The organism is Tianweitania sp. (genome assembly GCF_032053605.1).
Lineage (GTDB): Bacteria > Pseudomonadota > Alphaproteobacteria > Rhizobiales > Rhizobiaceae > Tianweitania.
The window spans coordinates 91058-107435 of the sequence record NZ_DAMBUH010000001.1 but is presented as its reverse complement, the minus strand read 5'-3'; the positions used below and the strand labels follow the sequence as shown (position 1 = coordinate 107435).

The window sequence follows — 16378 nt, the reverse complement described above, 5'->3', positions numbered from 1 at the left end:
CGCCGCAGCCGGTTCACCGTGGGCCGGAAGATGAGATGCTGCTCGGAGAGCCGAAGGTGAAGCCCAGCCGGCGGTTTTTTGGCATGGGCAAGCCGGAAGAAGACGGCCCGGTGTCGGCTGATCAGGGACGCTTGTCTCGTGACAACCGAGCGCTTCTGCAGGAAGCGCTGTTCGATCTACTGGAATGCAAACGTTTGCTTGATCAGGTGCGCTGACAGACTGTGTCAGTCGTCGTTCGCGGCATTCAACTGGTCGGGCCGCAGCCCTTCGTCTGATCCATTGAGATAGCCTTTGGAAGCCGCCCATTCCCGCAACGCGTGGGTAATAGCCAGCGACTGGCTTTGCTCGTGGCTCGTTTCTGCGATGTAGCGATTAAGGGCTGCCGAAAGCTCCGGCGTCAGCGTGATCGTCAACGTGGTCGCTTCGGAAGGTGCTGTCATGATCTCGGTCGCTCATCGATTGAATATCGATGATGACGCATATGCAGCTTGATTGTTCCCGGATGGAATTGGTCGGAGCGACAGGATTCGAACCTGCGACCCCTTGACCCCCAGTCAAGTGCGCTACCGGGCTGCGCTACGCTCCGAACCGAGGAAAGCCTTATAGAGCGTCGGATTTCTACGCAAGGGAGAAAACCAGATTGTAACGTTCGAGGCAGCCATAATATGGCTACCGACATTTTTTCACATAGTTCTAATATTCTTATACAAGGATGCAGAATGGACGAGCGAGGAGATCCTGCTCATGCTTCCCTTGCGCATTTGGCTGCCCGGCGGGACACTGAAGGTGAAGCGTTATTGGCACCTTCGCAGCGATGAGCGGGCGAGGCTGGTGCCTGTGTGGAAAGTCGGTGCAACCTATTTCGTGTGGCGTTCTTGGCACGACCGCTAGTAAATCCGATGTGAATTGAGAAGAAGCGGGCTGCAATGCAGCCCGCTTCTCCGTCGTCCTGGACCAGATCAGGCGTCCGGCGTGACCTTCAGGATGCTCGACGTGCCGGCCGTCGGGTTTTCGGTCACGGCGTAAATGGCGCCATCGTCGCCCACCTTCACGTCGCGCACGCGGGCTTCGAGCGGGATGCGTTCTTCCGAAGCGACTCGATCACTGTCGAGATGCAGAACCACGATGCCGGTGGAAACCAGGCCGCCGATCAGAAAGGTGTTCTTCCAGTTGGAGAACTGATCGCCTTCATAGAAGACCATGCCGGATGGGCCGATCACGGGATCCCAGTAATAAACCGGCTGCTCCATGCCGTCCTGAGCGGTAATGCCGTCGCCGATCGGCTGGCCGCTATATTCGACACCGTAGGTGATCACAGGCCAGCCATAGTTCTTGCCGCCTTCCGGGCGGTTGAGCTCATCGCCGCCTTTGGGCCCGTGCTCGACCGTCCACAAACGGCCCTGATTGTCCAAGGCGGCTGCCTGCATGTTGCGGTGACCGTAGGACCAGATCGCCGGCAGGGCATTCTGTTGCTCGGCAAGCGGGTTACCTTCGGCGGCCGTACCATCCGTCTTGATGCGGAAGACCTTGCCAAGCCCACTGCTGAGATCCTGGGCCTGCACACGCGGTTCTTGATCCGACCGCTCTCCGACCGTGACATAGAGGTGGCCATCTGCGGTCGGCACGATGCGCGAGCCGAAGTGCTTGTTGTTTTCCCATGATGGCGTTTGGCGGAAGATGACCTTCACCTCATCCAGCTTCCCGCCGTTACTCTCATCGAGCGATAGGGTGGCCGAGGCGACCGACGTGCCGTTGCCGTCATCGCGTGGCTCGCTGAAGCTGAAGTAGATGCGGTTCGAAGTCTCGAAGTCCGTTGCAAGCGCAACATCAAGGAGGCCACCCTGGCCGCGCGAGTCCACTTTTGGCAAACCATCCAAAGCTTTGCCCGGCTTGCCGTCTGCGGACAAGACATGCATTGCGCCTTCCTTGGTGGTCACCAGCATGCGCCCGTTCGGCAGGAACTCCATGGCCCAAAGCTGCGGCAGGCCTTCCGCCACAGGCGTGACCGAGACTTTCGTCAGGGTGGAAGGCTGCGGCGCGCGCGTTTGGTTCTGGAAGGCGGGTTTCTGGTTGGGTGCGTTGGGGCTTTGGGTTTCAACAGGCTTATTGGCCGGCGTGCCCTCATCGCCGCTCGCGGGAACCTGGCCCTCCACCTGCTCGACTGGGGATGTGTCCCCGGTTGATTGGGCATACGCGGCCCCGCCTGCAAGGCTGAGGGACAAAGCGGTGCTGGTGAGAAGAATAAGGAAGCGGCTCATGGATTGTCCTTGTGTCGCGTTTATGATGTGTCGGCCAATGCCGAGATCGGGCGGAGATGCGAAGCCGTCCGCCTTCACGATCCAATGCGAACCCTATCAGCCGGTTGCGACACGGCTTCTCAACAACGCGTCATCACCGGGATATCTGAAAACGCTGCAAGCGTGCTTTGTGCGCATGCCGTGCTTCAAGCGCGATGCAGCCCCACACCATGCCGAGCAGCAGATAGAAATGCCGCCAGTGATCGGTGTCGATCACGCTGCCGAGTGCCACATGCCCGAGCAGCGTCGCATAGGCGCAAAGCAGATAAGGCTGCCATGGGCGGTTGCGGAACAGGATGCGAAAGCCGGCGGCAAAGGTCCACAGGATTAGCGTGAGATAGGACAGGAAGCCGATCCAGCCGTAATCCATCAGGGCTTTGAGCCAGATGTTGTGCGTATCCTCGCCGAAGATGGTGCCGAAAACGAGCGGTCCGATGCCGAGGGGATGTTCCAGAGCCATGGCGAAACCATAGCCATAACGGGCGAAGCGGCCGAGACGCGCGCCGTCATAATCCTGCACCAGCTGTGCGCGTGTCGAAAAGAGTTCGGCTACGCCCGGCAGTTGCAGCGCGATCAGGATGGCGAGGCTGACGAATACCACGGCGCCCAGGCTCATGACGGCTACGCGAAGCCGAAACCGTCCGCTGGAGCTTTGCAGAAAAAGGGCTGCAACCAGCAATATCGCGGCCGCACCAAACAGGCCCCAGGCGCCACGCGAAAAAGACAGGAAGATGCCGGTGACCAGGATCAGCAGCGGCCCGCTCCACACGGCGACGGTCTTCAAGCCGCCTGTTAGGATGCGATGCAGCATGTAGATGCCGGGAAACACTAGAAAAGGGCCGAACACGTTCGGATCCTGGAAGGCGCCGGCGGCACGGTCGTATTTCGTGAACATCTCAGCGCCGGGCAGCAGGTGGAAGTAGCCGGCAATTCCGAGGAAGGACGTGGCGACAGCTGCCAGCACCCAGGCCAAAGCCATCGGGCGGAAAAGGTCCGGCTGCGATTCCGTCACTGACGCGTAGAAGATTGCCGTGAAAGCGAGGAACATGGAGACCGCAAGATACAGCGGCGTTTCCTTGAGATCCGCCATCTGCGTCATCGAAATCATGCCGCCGATGTTGAAGGTGATTAGCAGGATCACCAGCGGCAGGATGGCGCGCGAGATGCGCAGGCCGAACAAGGCCCACACGCCGATCAGCCCTGCCATGTAAAGCTCGTAAGGCGCCGGCTCTTCGATCACGAAGCCGGACAGAAGCACGCCGAGACTGACCGCCGCCGTGCTGATCAAGGCAATCAGCTTGGCGTTGATCGCCTCCCTCGGCAGGGCCGGATGAACGACGGCGCTAATAGGCGTTCTCCGAGCGCAGCAGCCGGATCGGGGTCAGGAACAGGATCTTCAAGTCGAACCAGATCGACCAGTTCTCGATGTAGTCCAGATCATATTCGGTGCGCATGCGGATCTTGTCGGAGGAATCGATCTCACCGCGCCAACCGCTGATCTGCGCCCAGCCGGTGACACCGGGTTTCACGCGATGGCGCGCGAAATATCCGTCGACCACTTCATAAAACAGCGTGTCATGCGATTGCGCGGATATCGCATGGGGGCGGGGGCCCACCAGCGACAGGCTGCCGAACAGCGCATTGAAGAACTGCGGCAGCTCGTCGATCGAGGTCTTGCGGATGAAGCGGCCAACACGCGTCACGCGCGGATCGTTCTTGGTCACCGCCTGCTTGGCCGTCGGATCGCATTGCTCGCTGAACATCGAGCGGAACTTGAGGACCTCGATCTCCTCATTGTTGAAGCCGTGCCGCTTCTGCCGGAACAGGATCGGACCCTTGCTGTCGAGCTTGATGGCAATGGCCGTGGCGATCATGATCGGCGAAAACAGGAGGATCCCGAACAGGCTGAATACGATGTCGAAGATGCGCTTCGCAACCGAGTCCCAGTCGTTGATCGGCTTGTCGAAAATATCCAGCATCGGCACTTGGCCGATGAAGGAGTAGGAGCGCGGCCGGAAATGCAGGTTGTGCGTGTGCGCCGACAGGCGGATGTCGACCGGCAGGATCCAAAGCTTCTTCAGCAGCGTCAGCACGCGCGATTCCGCCGTCAGCGGCAGCGACACGATCAGCATGTCGATATGGGCGATGCGCGCGAATTCCAGCAATTCATTGATGTTGCCGAGCTTGGGATAGCCGGCCACGATCGCTGGTGACCGGCGGTCATCGCGATCGTCGAAGATGCCGCAGATGCGGATGTCGTTGTAGGGCTGCGCCTCAATGGAGCGGATCAGCATCTCCGCCGCAGGCCCTCCGCCCACGATCACGGCCCGCCGCTCGATCACGCCGTTGCGTACCCAGCGCTTCACGAAATGCGAAACGATGATGCGCACCAGGAGGATCGCAGTGAAGCCGCCAAGGAACCACGAGCCGAACCAGACGCGCGAAAAGTCCTCCGACCATTTCAGCAGGAAGCCCATGGTTGCCAGCGCGCCGAGTGCTGCAATCCAGGCAAGCCCTAAGCGGGCGATGTTCTGCAGCGGCCGGCTGAGAATGCGAAACTGGTAGGCTTCGGCGATGTTGAGGAAGGCCACCGCAAGCAGCGAGCCGCTCACGATCACCGCCGGATATTCCCAGGCTAGCCAAGGACCCTTGCCGACGTAAACGGCGCGGATACCGAGGCCGACCGCGCAGAGCAGCAGGAACTCGGCGATGCGCAGCAGGCCACTGACCATGTTCGAGGACAGGCCGTCGCCACGATATTGCTGCGCGATCTGGCGCGCCATATCGTTCAACTCTCGACGCGGCGCGGTCGCAATTTCGCCGTCGCGGAAGCTGCGCACAGCCTCAAGCGTATAGCGAAGCGCCGGATCGTTCTCGGTCATCAAAGCTGGCCCCGCCAAAACCCTGCCTAAGGGCTTTGTTCCTCAAGGGCATATATGAGCAAAGAGCGGCTAATAAAGACTTGCAGCCGTCAGTGACTTTGTTGCGATCTCAGCGCGCCAGCGCTGCAAAGTAAGCCTGTTCGATTTCTCGCGCCATCACATCGACACCAAACCGGCTCCGCAGGGTGTCACGCGAGGGGAGGGCATTGCGTAAAGCCTGTGGTTCGCGGATCGCTTCCACCATGCGGGTGGCGAGCGCGTCTGATGAGCCCGGCACGATCAGAGCGCCGGAGGTTTGTCCCACGATCTCCGGGATGCCTCCAACGGAGGCCGCGATCATCGGCATTCCAGCCGCAAGCGCTTCCAGCACGATATAGGGCATCGCCTCGGCGCGCGACGGCACGACGATCGTTTTGCCCAAGGCAAAGGCGCGTCGCGCCGGCATGGCGGGGTGGAAGGTGATCTGCTCGGCCAGATGCAGCGAGGCTGCCTGCGCCTTGTACTTCGGCAGGTCGTCGCCATCTCCTACCATCACGGCCGTCAGCGGATGCTGCAGAATGGCCGCTGCTTTCGCCAGCGCGTCGATAAAGATGTCGGGACCTTTCAGGTCGCGCATCATGCCGATGTAAAGGAAGTCAGCCGCATCGCCGTTAGGCAGCACGGGTTCAAATTCTTCCGCCCGCAGACCGTTGTAAACGAGCCGGTACGGCACCTTCGGCTGGCCGACCTTGGCCACGAATGTTCGCATTTCATGTTCCGACACGAACAGCAGCTGGTCGGTCGTAAACCGCTCCAACAGCCGCTCGATCGCGAACACTGTCCGGCCAAAGGCGCTATGCTCGTCGTAATGCAGGCTTCCGCCATGCGGTGAATAAAGGCGGGCCACGCGAGACCTTGAAACCCGCAGAAGTGAGCCGAACATGCGGGCATAAACGCCACCCTTGGCGCCATGTCCGTGCAGAACGTCCGGCTGCAATTGCTTGATGATCTTGTAGGTGCGCCATGCGGCAGCGATGTCGCCGGCTCCGATATGGCGCTGGATCGGCGTACGGTGGATACCCAGTGCAAGCTGCGGTTCGATCTCGTCGAACAAGCGGGCTTCATGGGCGCCGCCCGTGGTGGAATCGCAGAGAATGCCGACCTGATGCCCGGCCGCGACCTGCGCATGCGTGAGATCGCGCACATGCCGGAAGATGCCGCCCACCGGCGAACGGAAGCAGTGCAGAATGCGTAAGGGTTGACCCACGGTGCTCAGGACAGCCGGGATCAGAACAGGCGTTCGCGCACGTAAACCGTATCGCCCGGTAGAAGCGGGTCGGAGGTGACGACGCGACCGGTCATGACCTTGCCATTGATGCTGCGGGTGATGTCGACATCGGCCTGATTGGCGCGAGGCGAAAATCCGCCGGCTAGCGCCACGGCCTTTTGCACGGTCAAGCCGGGAACATAGGAGTACTGCCCAGCCGCACCCACTTCGCCCATCACGAAGATCGGTCTGTAACGCTCAATCTGCACGGAGATGTCCGGGTCGCGCAGATAGCCGTTGCGCAGCTTCACCGCGAGGTCGCGCTCGATCTGCTGGACCGTCTTCCCACGCGCAGCGACTGCGCCGACCAGCGGGAAGGAGATGTAGCCGGATTGATCCACCGCATAGGTGTTTGTCAGGCCTTCCTGCTCGAACACCGTGACGCGAACACTGTCGCCGGCATCGAGAACATAGGGCTTGTCGATCGCCTGGTGGAAAGCGGCAGGCGCCGGACGATATCCCGAGCAACCGGCCGTCAACAGCGAAAGCGCAAGAACGGAGGCAAGTGCTTTTGTGATCATGGCGGGCGTGTGCCTCGGAAGGTCTAAGATGCCGCGTTATTGCCTTGTTAGGGTTAATGCCGGGTAAAGGTTGGAACCGGCGGGCTTTAAGTCTGGTTGGCCTAAGTCATACAGGCAGGCGTAACGCCAATATTAACCAGCCGGTTACCATACTTGTTTAGATTCTCACCATCGTGGTGGAGTGTAGGCGAATGCCGGTGGTCTCGAACCAAGCGAACGACATCGATGTGGATCTCGGCCGGCTGTTCTCCAGCCTGGCTCGAAACTGGCTGCGCATCCTCCTCGTCGCCTTGTGCATCACAGGGCTCGCTTTCTTACTCGCCTGGCTGGCCACTCCGCTTTATCGCGCCGAAACTCGTATCCTGATTGAAACGCGAGAATCCCCGCTGACGCGCGGCAATGCTCCGGCCGATGCAGACCGTCCGATCCTCGATGCGGAAGGCGTCGCCAGCCAGGTGCAGGTGATTTCCTCTACCGACATCCTCAAAAAGGTCGCCACGGATCTGAACCTTGGCAGCCGCAAGGAATTCGACCCTTCCATCGATATGTCCCTGCCGAAGCGCATGCTGGTTTCCACCGGCCTGATGCGCGACCCCAAGGATGTGCCGGCAGACGAGCGCGTGCTGTCGACCTTCCGCGAGAAGCTCAAGGTCTACAATGTCGAGCGTTCACGCGTCATAGTGATCGAGTTCTCCTCGGAAGACCCGGCACTCGCTGCCGCAATCCCCAACAAGATCGCCGAAGCCTATCTCGGCGTGCAGCAGGTCGCCAAGCAGCAGTCCAACACGGATGCCACGCAGTGGCTGCAGCCAGAGATTGCCAACCTTTCGGATCGCGTGAAGGAAGCCGAAGGCAAGGTCGCCGCATACCGTTCTCAGTCGGACCTGCTGATCGGCCAGAACAATTCGGTGCTCGCTACGCAGCAACTGTCGGAGCTCTCTAGTGAATTGTCGCGCGTGCGCGCCAACCGCTCGGCGGCTGAAGCCAATGCCGAAAGCCTGCGCTCGACCATCCGGGCAGGGGCTTCGTTAGACTCCGCACCGGAGGTTCTGTCCTCGCCGCTGATCCAGCGTTTGCGGGAGCGGGAAGTCGAGTTGAAGGCACAGATCGCCGATCTGTCTGTCACGCTGCTCGGCAACCACCCGCGTCTGCGCGCTTTGAACTCGCAGCTCAACGATCTTGAAGGTCAGATCCGCTCGGAAGCCCGCAAGGTTCTTTCCGGGTTGGAAACGGAAGCGAAAACGGCGGCTGCGCGGGAAGCCAGCCTGCAGCGCGATCTCGATGCCTTGAAGCAGGTTTCGGCGCGTGCCGATGATCAGGGGGTCGAACTCCGCTCGCTGGAGCGCGAAGCGGCTGCGCAGCGTGAATTGCTGGAGTCCTACCTGTCGCGCTATCGCGAAGCGATGTCGCGCGGCGAAGGCAACTACCTGCCGGCCGATGCGCGCATCTTCTCGCGTGCCGTGGCGCCGGTTGAGCCGTATTTCCCGAAGATCCTGCCGATCACGATCGCGGCCTTTCTCGCCTCCTTGCTGATCATGGCGATCATCACCCTGTTGCAAGAACTGTTCAGCGGCCGCGCCATGCGCCGTGCAGGGCAGGGCTTCTATGATGTTGATGAACTCGCCATGCCCGCTGCCATGCGGGTTGCCTCGCCCGTCGAAGAGCCGGAACTCGTTGAGGAGCGGACCGGCACACTTACCGTCGAGCGGGCCGCCGCGCGGCTGATCGCTGACAATGCCAAGCGTGCGATCTTCGTGTCGCCGGAAGGGGACGAAGCCGCCGCCGCATCCGTCATGGTCGCTCGTGAAATCGCAGATTCCGGCCAGCGCGTTCTGCTGCTCGACCTGACATCAGCAGGCGTTGCGTCACACCCCATGCTGGATGGCCAGCAGCGTCCCGGCATTACCAACCTCCTGGCAGCCGAAGCGCAGTTTACTGACGTCATCCATGCCGACTTCTATTCGGATTGCCATGTCATTCCGGTCGGCACGGCCGATCCTGAAACCGCCATGCGCGCAGCCGACCGCCTCCCGATCATCATGCGCTCGCTCGCCAGCGCCTATGATCTGGTGGTCGTGGAATGCGGTCCGACCGACCCGGAAGGCATTGCGCGTCTGCTTGGTGAAGACACGCAGATCGCGCTGGCGCTGATCGACCCGGCCGACGAAGCCGTCGTTGCCAGCACCGAAGCCTTCGCCCAAGCTGGCCACGACGACATGCTGCTGGTGTCGCCAGTCGGCGCCACAGCGGGCCGGAACGGGGTACAGCGCTCGGCAGCTTAATCGCTGCCGTCGCCACCGTCGGTAGAGGAGGCGTCGGACGAAGTGGCGTCCGATCGCGCAGATGCTGTACCACGCCTCAGGCGCTTCAGTAGCGCCCAAAGCCGGTCATTAGCCTTGATCCGACGCTTGGCACCGATCACGCCTTGTAGGGCCAGCGCATAGACCCGGCCTTTCAAGCTCAGCGGCGCGATCGTGTCGAACTGCTGCATTTCGATATCGCACCAGGCGCGCTTGTAGCCTTCATCGCCGACGCTGAAATCGTAGGTCTCAAAGCCCTGCCGCACGGCATCTTCAATGTTGAGAAAAAACAGGAAGTCGCCGGGGCTGGCGTGAACCAGTTCGTCTTCTACGATGCTGCCGAACTCGCAGATCAGGCGATCACCCACCACGGATGAGCCGGTGACCGCGCGGATCGTTCCGCCGACTTCCAGTCCGTGCAACAGAAAGGCTGGCGCTGGCGAGGTTTGCGCCTGGTTGAACAGCGCAGTCAGGAACGGCTGCATATCCGCAAAGACATTGCGGATGCCGAGCCGCTGAAAACGGTCCGCCTTTTGGTTCAGGAACGCTGCGACGAGACGCTCGACCTCATCCGGCATCTTTGCTTCGATCCGTCTGAAACCACCCGCGGCTTCCAGCTTGCGCGTTTGCGAGCGATGCTTCTTGAGGCGGCGCTTGCGGCCGATGCGGTCGAGCACGGCTTCAAAGCCGCAGCTGAGATCAAGCGCCAGGCCGATATTAGCGCTTGGCACGTTTGTTATGCTCGCGAATGGATTGGTAACGCCGTTGATCGATGCGGTCTGCCGCTCGATCAACACAAGGTCGATGTCGGGACGTGCACGATGCAAGCCCTTCAGCATCGCCGCAACAGCGTCTGTGTTCAACGCATGCGCATGATCCGGCAGGATCGGCGGAAAATTGCCATTGGCGTGATTGCCGCCGATTGCCCGCGCCACGCGGCAGCCCTTTTGCCGAACCACCTCCAGCGGCATCATAAGCACGGTGCGGCCCGCAAGCTCCAGGCTGAGGAAAAGGATCTCGCTTGAGCGCGTACGGGTCCAGGCATCCACCCAGTCAGGATGCTGCGCGGCGCCGCAAGTCGTTTGGCTTGTAAACTCGCGGTAGCGTCGCAACGCCTCGTCAGTAACCGCTTCCACGTGCGTAAGGGGAACCACGTTGCCCGAGACTATCGCGCGCTGGTTCAAAGTAGGTTGTTTCGAAACGACTGCGTCAACCATGCTTCAATTCTTGTTCTCTAAAGAACGGGCAAGAAGTTGCCGGGCAAAGTGGCACGCAAAGGTAAAGGGATGATCGACGGCGTCGAAACGCTGCGCAAACTGACACTGGCCACGATGCGGGTGACCGGCCTCGCGGCCTTGGCGCGCCCGTTCCTCGGTGGCATTGGCGTCATCTTGATGCTGCATCGCGTCACCGCGGCACCGGCCAAGCCGCTCGATCTTAACGGGCATCTCGCCGTGCGGCCCGACTTCCTCGATGCAGTCCTCACCGACATGCGACGGCAGGGCTATCGCTTCGTGTCCATGGACGAGGCGGTACGGCTGGTGAAACAGCCGGATGGCGGCGCGCCCTTCGCGACGATCACCCTGGATGACGGCTACCGCGACAACCTCACTGAAGCGCTGCCGATCTTCGAAAAACACCAGACGCCTTTTACAATCTACATCGCGCCCGGGTTGATCGGCGGCGATGTCGATCTCTGGTGGGAGGTGATCGAGGATGTGGTGACGGTCAAGGACAAGGTGCTGTTGGCCACCGAGGGCGGCGCGGTGACCTGGGGCGCACGTACGCGGCCGGAAAAAGCGAAAACTTTCCATCGTTTGATGGGGCACCTGTCAGGCGGCGTCAGCGAGAGCGAACAGCATGGCGTCGTCTCGTCCTTGGGACGCTTGCCCTATTTCGACCTGCTCGAGCGTTCCCGATCCCTGTTGATGTGCTGGGACGAGATCCGCAGCATCGAAGCGCATCCGCTGGGCACCATCGGGGCCCACACGGTCAATCATTATGCTCTGCGCCGTCTCGATGAAGCCACCGCTCGAGCCGAGATCGCCGAAGCCGCCTGTATGCTGGAGCGCGAACTCGGCGTGCGCCCGCGCCACATGGCTTACCCTTACGGTTTTGCCAAGGCGGTGGGGGAGCGGGAAGCGCGGCTGGCGGAGGAGGTTGGCTTTGTGTCGGCCGTCACCACCCGTCACGGTCTGATCCATGCCGAACATGCCGGATATCTGCACGCCCTGCCGCGTCTTTCGCTCAACGGCCGCTATCAATCGATCAGCCACGTGCGCACGATGCTATCCGGCCTCACCGTCGCCATGGCCAATCGCGGACGCCGCGTCGTGACGATGTGAGCTAGAGCAATTCCAGCAAAAGTGCGACGCGGTTTTGCGCCCGGAAATTGCGTCTAAACAATGAGATAGAGCATTGCTGGCGATTCTTCTTCGCCGGAAATGCTCTAGCGCCGCTTCGGCTCGGTCACCATCCATTTGATGATGCCCATCGCCGGCAGGATCCACAGCAGGCCCGTGAAGAAGAAGTAGGCGAGGTGAACCCAGGGGCTGGATTCACCGAGATGCCCGACGGCAAACAAGGTCGCGGCCAGCGCGTAAACGCAAACCAGGATGATCAGCAGCACGGTGCCGATCAGTTTCTTCAGGCGAACGGGCATCGGTGATCTCCTCGTCAGCCCGTCTAGAACCCGCATCCGCTGAACGCAACCGGTGCTGTCCAGCGCGACGGCGTGTCGCTGGATGAGGAGGCTTGCTTGGCCGTGCCGAATGGCGCACCACATCGCCCATGAGCACCGCCGCCAGCCCCCTCAGCCTCGACCTTACGCCAGCCAGCGAGCAGGATCGTATCTTGCATAACCGACGGCTCGTTCGCACCTGGCTTTACCTCGTCATCGTGTTCCTTATTGCCATCTTCGTCGTCGGTGGCGGGACGAGACTGACCGGTTCTGGGCTCTCAATCACCGAATGGAAGCCGATTCACGGCGTAATTCCCCCGTTTTCCCTTGCAGAATGGGAAGAAGAGTTCGCAAAATATCGGGAAATTCCCCAATATCAGGAGCTCAATCGAGGCATGAGCCTCGACGAGTTCAAGGGCATCTTCTGGTGGGAATGGGCCCATCGCCTGCTGGCGCGAAGCGTTGGCGTGGTCATGGCGCTGCCGCTGATCTTCTTCTGGGCGACTGGCCGACTTGAACGGAGCTTGAAGCCGAAGCTGCTCGGCATTCTTGCACTCGGCGGACTACAGGGCGCTGTGGGCTGGTGGATGGTGGCGTCTGGCCTGTCTGAACTCACCAGCGTCAGCCAATATCGCCTCGCAACCCATCTCACGCTCGCCTGCATCATCTTCGTGGCGACGGTGGTCACTGCCCGCAGCCTGGCGCCGCATACCGCACCGGCCGCAGATCGTAAGGTCCAGCGCTTTGCTGGCTGGATGGTGGTGGCTGTTCTGGCGCAGGTTTATCTTGGCGCGCTGGTAGCCGGCTTGCATGCCGGGCTGACCTACAACACCTGGCCTTTGATGGATGGCAGCGTCATTCCGGGCGGGCTCTTCGTGATGGATCCGGGCATCGTCAATCTGTTCGAGAACCCGAAGACGGTGCAGTTCGTGCATCGCCTGGGCGCTTACACGGTGCTGGTTCTGGCGCTGATCCATGCCTTCCAGACAGCCCGTCTTGCGCCGGACTCGACGCATGCACGACGCGCAACGCTGCTGGTGATCCTGCTGCTCGGTCAGGCAGCGCTCGGCATCACGGCGCTTCTGCTGGTGGTGCCATTCTCTTGGGCGATCCTGCACCATGCCGGTGCCATTCTCGTGTTGGGCTTCACGGCCGCGCATTGGCGCGGCACGAAGGGCGCGATGCCGTTGCCGACCGCGGGTGCGGTTCGGCACTGAAGCTCAGGCGGCCTTGCCGAGCATGAGGTCCATGTTCTGCACGGCTGCACCCGAGGCGCCCTTGCCGAGATTGTCGAGCACTGCCACCAGATTGGCCTGACCGCCGCCTTCCGTGCCGAACACGAAGAGCTTCATGCGGTTGGTGTCGTTGAGCTCGGTCGGATCAACACGGGTCCGCGCAATCCCTTCGGCGTAGGGCACGACCTCGACCACACCCGCGCCGGCATAATGCTTTTCCAGTGCGGCATGCAGATCGGCCAAGCTCGGGCTGCCGTTCAAATCGCCGAGGAACAGCGGCACTTGCACGAGCATACCCTGCGCGAAACGGCCGACGCTCGGCGAGAAAAGCGGCCTGCGGTCGAGCAAGCCGTGGGTTTGCAGTTCCGCAACATGCTTGTGCGACAGCGTCAGGCCGTAAAGGAAGTGAGGCGCGGTGATCGCATCCGCCGCATCGGGGTTCTCCATCTGCGCAATCATCTGCTTGCCGCCGCCGGTGTAACCGGACACGGCGTTGACCGACATGGGATAGTCGGCAGGCAGGATGCCGCCTTCCACCAGCGGGCGGACCAAGCCGATTGCGCCCGTTGGATAACAGCCGGGATTCGCAACCAGTCGCGCACTACCGATTTTCTCGGCTTGGCCCTTCGTCAGTTCCGCAAAGCCGTAGGCCCAATCCGGCGCGGTGCGGAAAGCTGTCGAGGTGTCGATGACACGCGTCGAACTTTCGTCGCCCAGCAGCGCCACCGCTTCCTTCGATGCGGCATCCGGCAGGCAGAGGATGGCGATGTCCGAAGCCTTCAGAAACTCGGCGCGGGCTTCCGGGTCCTTGCGGCGTTCAACCGGGATGGACAGGATTTCGAGATCATCACGGTCGGCCAGGCGCGTGCGGATCTGCAGGCCGGTCGTGCCGTGTTCGCCATCGATGAAGATCTTCGGTTTCATATCCGTCATTCCCGTCTGCCTTGAGGCTTATTAATGCTTTGCGCGCACTTGAAGACTCAACTCGCGAGCCAGTTGAATCAAGATGCGAAGATCAGCGGCGCGCCTTCCGCTCGGCAGCGAGGCCGACATAATGCTGCGCGACCGTAGAGGCCGCGATCGCCGTGATGTCGGCGTGGTCGTAGGGTGGCGACACTTCCACCACATCGGCGCCTACGATGTCGAGCGAGCCGAGACGGCGCAGCACCGATAGGATGCGGGCCGAGGAGGGGCCGCCAGCCACAGGCGTTCCCGTGCCGGGGGCATAAGCGGGATCGAGGCAGTCGATGTCGAAGGTGAGGTAGGTCTTGCGGCCGGCGGTGCGGCGCTCGATGCGCTCGACGATCTCGGACACGCGCATGTCCTCGATTTCCTCGCCATAGATGATCTCGATGCCGAAATCTTCGGGCGCATGCGTGCGGATGCCGACCTGGATCGAGGTCGCCGGATCGATCACGCCGTCGCGCACGGCGCGGCACACGAAGGAGCCGTGATCGATGCGCTTGCCGTCATCCGGCCAGGTGTCCTGATGCGCGTCGAACTGAACCAGTGACAGCGGCCCGTATTTGGCGGCATGCGCCTTTAGGATCGGCCATGTCACGAAGTGGTCACCGCCGAGTGAAAGAAGGAAGGCGCCGCCGGAAATCAGCTCCGCCGCTTCGTTCTCGATGATCCCTGGCGTTTCGGCATGGTAGCCGTTGTCGAACAGGCAGTCGCCATAGTCGACGACGCTGAGGTCATCGAAGAACTGGCGTTGGAAGGGGTATTGCGGATCGTTGTCGAAGATCGCGGACGCGCGGCGGATTGCCTGCGGGCCGAAGCGTGCGCCCGGACGGTTGGTGACGGCAGCATCGAACGGAATGCCCCAGACTACGACGTCGGCACCTGCCACGTCCTTCGTGTAGCGGCGGCGCATGAAGGACAGCGCGCCGGCATAGGTCGGGTCGCCGGACGGACCGAAATTGTTGCGGGCGGTGAAAGCGTTGTCGATTGACTTGGGCGGCATCCGAGAATCCTTCTGGCCTTCTAGCGGCAACGGTTTCCTAGTTGGCACCTTTGCGTGACGAGGCAACAAAAAAGCGGACCCGAAGGCCCGCTTTTTCGATGATCCAATATGGAAGCGGTTTAGCGCTTCGAGAACTGGAACGAACGACGGGCCTTGGCCTTACCGTACTTCTTGCGCTCGACGACGCGGCTGTCGCGCGTCAGGAAGCCGCCCTTCTTGAGGACGCTGCGCAGTTCCGGCTCGAAGTAGGTGAGAGCCTTCGAAATGCCGTGACGAACGGCGCCAGCCTGGCCCGACAGACCACCACCGGCAACGGTTGCGATCACGTCGTACTGGCCGTTGCGAGCAGCGGCGACGATCGGCTGCTGCAGGATCATCTGCAGAACCGGACGTGCGAAGTAGCCAACGAATTCCTTGTCGTTGACGATGATCTTGCCCGAACCTGGCTTGATCCAAACGCGAGCGATCGCGTTCTTGCGCTTGCCGGTTGCATAGGCGCGGCCATGCTTGTCCAGCTTCTGAACGTGAACCGGGGCAGCAGCCTGCTCGCCCGACTGCACGCCCGTTGCAGCGCCGAGGTCTGCGAGGGAGTTGAGATCAGCCATTATGCGGCCCTCTTGTTCTTGGAGTTCAGAGCGCCGACGTCCAGCGTCTCCGGCTGCTGTGCCTCATGGCCGTGCTCGGTGCCGGCATAAACGCGCAGGTTCTTCATCTGGCGACGGCCAAGCGGCCCTCGCGGGATCATGCGTTCAATAGCCTTCTCGACAACGCGCTCCGGGAAGCGGCCTTCGAGCAGCTGGCGCGCAGTGCGCTCCTTGATGCCGCCGGGGTGACCGGTGTGCCAGTAGTAAACCTTGTCGGTGTACTTCTTGCCGGTGAACACGACCTTGTCGGCATTGATGATGATGACGTTGTCGCCATCGTCCACATGCGGGGTGAACGTGGCTTTGTGCTTGCCGCGCAGGCGGTTTGCGACGAGGGTGGCGAGGCGGCCGACGACGAGCCCTTCGGCGTCGATCAGGACCCACTTCTTTACCACCTCCGCAGGCTTCTGCGAAAAGGTTGCCATGGTTTTTCCTTAGGACCTTCCATGCGGAAGGCGTTTCTTGTTGCTTGCGTTCATCGGAGACGGATCCGCGGTGAACATAAAAACAACGGCCCCCGAACGAGAGCCGCTGATGGAATGTCTCT

At 61.4% G+C, this 16378-nt stretch carries 15 protein-coding genes, 1 tRNA gene and 1 pseudogene; 4 read left to right on the top strand and 13 right to left on the bottom strand.

What is annotated here, in order from left to right; genetic code table 11:
• Positions 1-215, top strand: a pseudogene (locus tag RTX98_RS00530) (MerR family transcriptional regulator); the annotation flags it as partial.
• A 9-nt stretch (positions 216-224) separates the two neighbouring features.
• On the opposite strand, the gene RTX98_RS00525 reads toward RTX98_RS00530, so the two are convergent.
• The 7 genes from RTX98_RS00525 to RTX98_RS00495 all read right to left on the bottom strand — a co-directional run bounded on the left by RTX98_RS00525 (position 225) and on the right by RTX98_RS00495 (position 7006).
• Positions 225-440, bottom strand: coding sequence for a hypothetical protein (locus RTX98_RS00525; RefSeq protein ID WP_312793854.1), 216 nt, complete (start codon positions 438-440; stop codon positions 225-227).
• Positions 441-509: 69 nt separating this feature from the next.
• Positions 510-586 (bottom strand) — tRNA-Pro (locus RTX98_RS00520).
• Positions 587-959: 373 nt separating this feature from the next.
• Positions 960-2258 carry a PQQ-dependent sugar dehydrogenase gene (locus RTX98_RS00515; RefSeq protein ID WP_312793852.1) on the bottom strand — a complete coding sequence of 433 codons (1299 nt, stop codon included), beginning with the start codon at positions 2256-2258 and terminating at the stop codon, positions 960-962.
• Between the two features lie 133 nt (positions 2259-2391).
• Positions 2392-3645 (bottom strand): O-antigen ligase family protein, encoded by a 1254-nt coding sequence (locus RTX98_RS00510; RefSeq protein ID WP_312793905.1) that lies wholly within the window; start codon positions 3643-3645, stop codon positions 2392-2394.
• The gene (locus RTX98_RS00505; RefSeq protein WP_312793850.1) at positions 3641-5179 is read right to left on the bottom strand and encodes an undecaprenyl-phosphate glucose phosphotransferase; all 1539 of its coding nucleotides are present in this window, start codon (positions 5177-5179) and stop codon (positions 3641-3643) included. The genes RTX98_RS00510 and RTX98_RS00505 overlap by 5 nt, the downstream gene beginning before the upstream one ends.
• 109 nt (positions 5180-5288) lie before the next feature.
• Positions 5289-6425, bottom strand: a complete 1137-nt coding sequence (locus RTX98_RS00500; protein ID WP_312793848.1) for a glycosyltransferase — start codon at positions 6423-6425, stop codon at positions 5289-5291.
• A gap of 20 nt (positions 6426-6445) precedes the next feature.
• Entirely contained in the window at positions 6446-7006 is a 561-nt protein-coding gene (locus RTX98_RS00495) for a polysaccharide biosynthesis/export family protein (RefSeq protein WP_189501516.1), read from the bottom strand.
• Positions 7007-7197: 191 nt separating this feature from the next.
• On the opposite strand from RTX98_RS00495, the gene RTX98_RS00490 reads away from it, so the two are divergent.
• Positions 7198-9288 (top strand): exopolysaccharide transport family protein, encoded by a 2091-nt coding sequence (locus RTX98_RS00490; protein WP_312793847.1) that lies wholly within the window; start codon positions 7198-7200, stop codon positions 9286-9288.
• Here RTX98_RS00490 and RTX98_RS00485 read toward each other — a convergent pair.
• Positions 9285-10523, bottom strand: a complete 1239-nt coding sequence (locus RTX98_RS00485; protein WP_312793846.1) for a GNAT family N-acetyltransferase — start codon at positions 10521-10523, stop codon at positions 9285-9287. The two genes, RTX98_RS00490 and RTX98_RS00485, sit on opposite strands and share 4 nt — an antisense overlap.
• Positions 10524-10592: 69 nt before the next feature.
• Between RTX98_RS00485 and RTX98_RS00480 the strand changes: the two genes are divergently transcribed.
• Entirely contained in the window at positions 10593-11651 is a 1059-nt protein-coding gene (locus tag RTX98_RS00480) for a polysaccharide deacetylase family protein (protein WP_312793845.1), read from the top strand.
• 104 nt (positions 11652-11755) lie between these two features.
• Here RTX98_RS00480 and RTX98_RS00475 read toward each other — a convergent pair whose 3' ends face one another.
• Complete coding sequence (locus tag RTX98_RS00475) at positions 11756-11968, bottom strand: DUF2842 domain-containing protein (RefSeq protein ID WP_189501520.1); 213 nt, start codon at positions 11966-11968, stop codon at positions 11756-11758.
• Between the two features lie 128 nt (positions 11969-12096).
• On the opposite strand from RTX98_RS00475, the gene RTX98_RS00470 reads away from it, so the two are divergent.
• Positions 12097-13203: a COX15/CtaA family protein gene (locus RTX98_RS00470; protein ID WP_312793841.1), complete on the top strand. Its 1107-nt coding sequence runs from the start codon at positions 12097-12099 to the stop codon at positions 13201-13203.
• Positions 13204-13206: 3 nt separating this feature from the next.
• Here RTX98_RS00470 and argC read toward each other — a convergent pair whose 3' ends face one another.
• The 4 genes from argC to rplM all read right to left on the bottom strand — a co-directional run bounded on the left by argC (position 13207) and on the right by rplM (position 16256).
• A complete protein-coding gene (gene argC, locus RTX98_RS00465; RefSeq protein WP_312793904.1) occupies positions 13207-14145 on the bottom strand; it encodes an N-acetyl-gamma-glutamyl-phosphate reductase in 939 nt (312 codons plus the stop codon).
• A 91-nt stretch (positions 14146-14236) separates the two neighbouring features.
• Entirely contained in the window at positions 14237-15187 is a 951-nt protein-coding gene (gene speB, locus RTX98_RS00460; RefSeq protein WP_312793840.1) for an agmatinase, read from the bottom strand.
• 119 nt (positions 15188-15306) lie between these two features.
• Positions 15307-15792, bottom strand: a complete 486-nt coding sequence (rpsI, locus tag RTX98_RS00455) for a 30S ribosomal protein S9 (RefSeq protein ID WP_189501524.1) — start codon at positions 15790-15792, stop codon at positions 15307-15309.
• Complete coding sequence (gene rplM, locus RTX98_RS00450; protein WP_312793838.1) at positions 15792-16256, bottom strand: 50S ribosomal protein L13; 465 nt, start codon at positions 16254-16256, stop codon at positions 15792-15794. Before rplM ends, rpsI begins: the two co-directional genes overlap by 1 nt.
• Positions 16257-16378 lie beyond the last annotated feature (122 nt).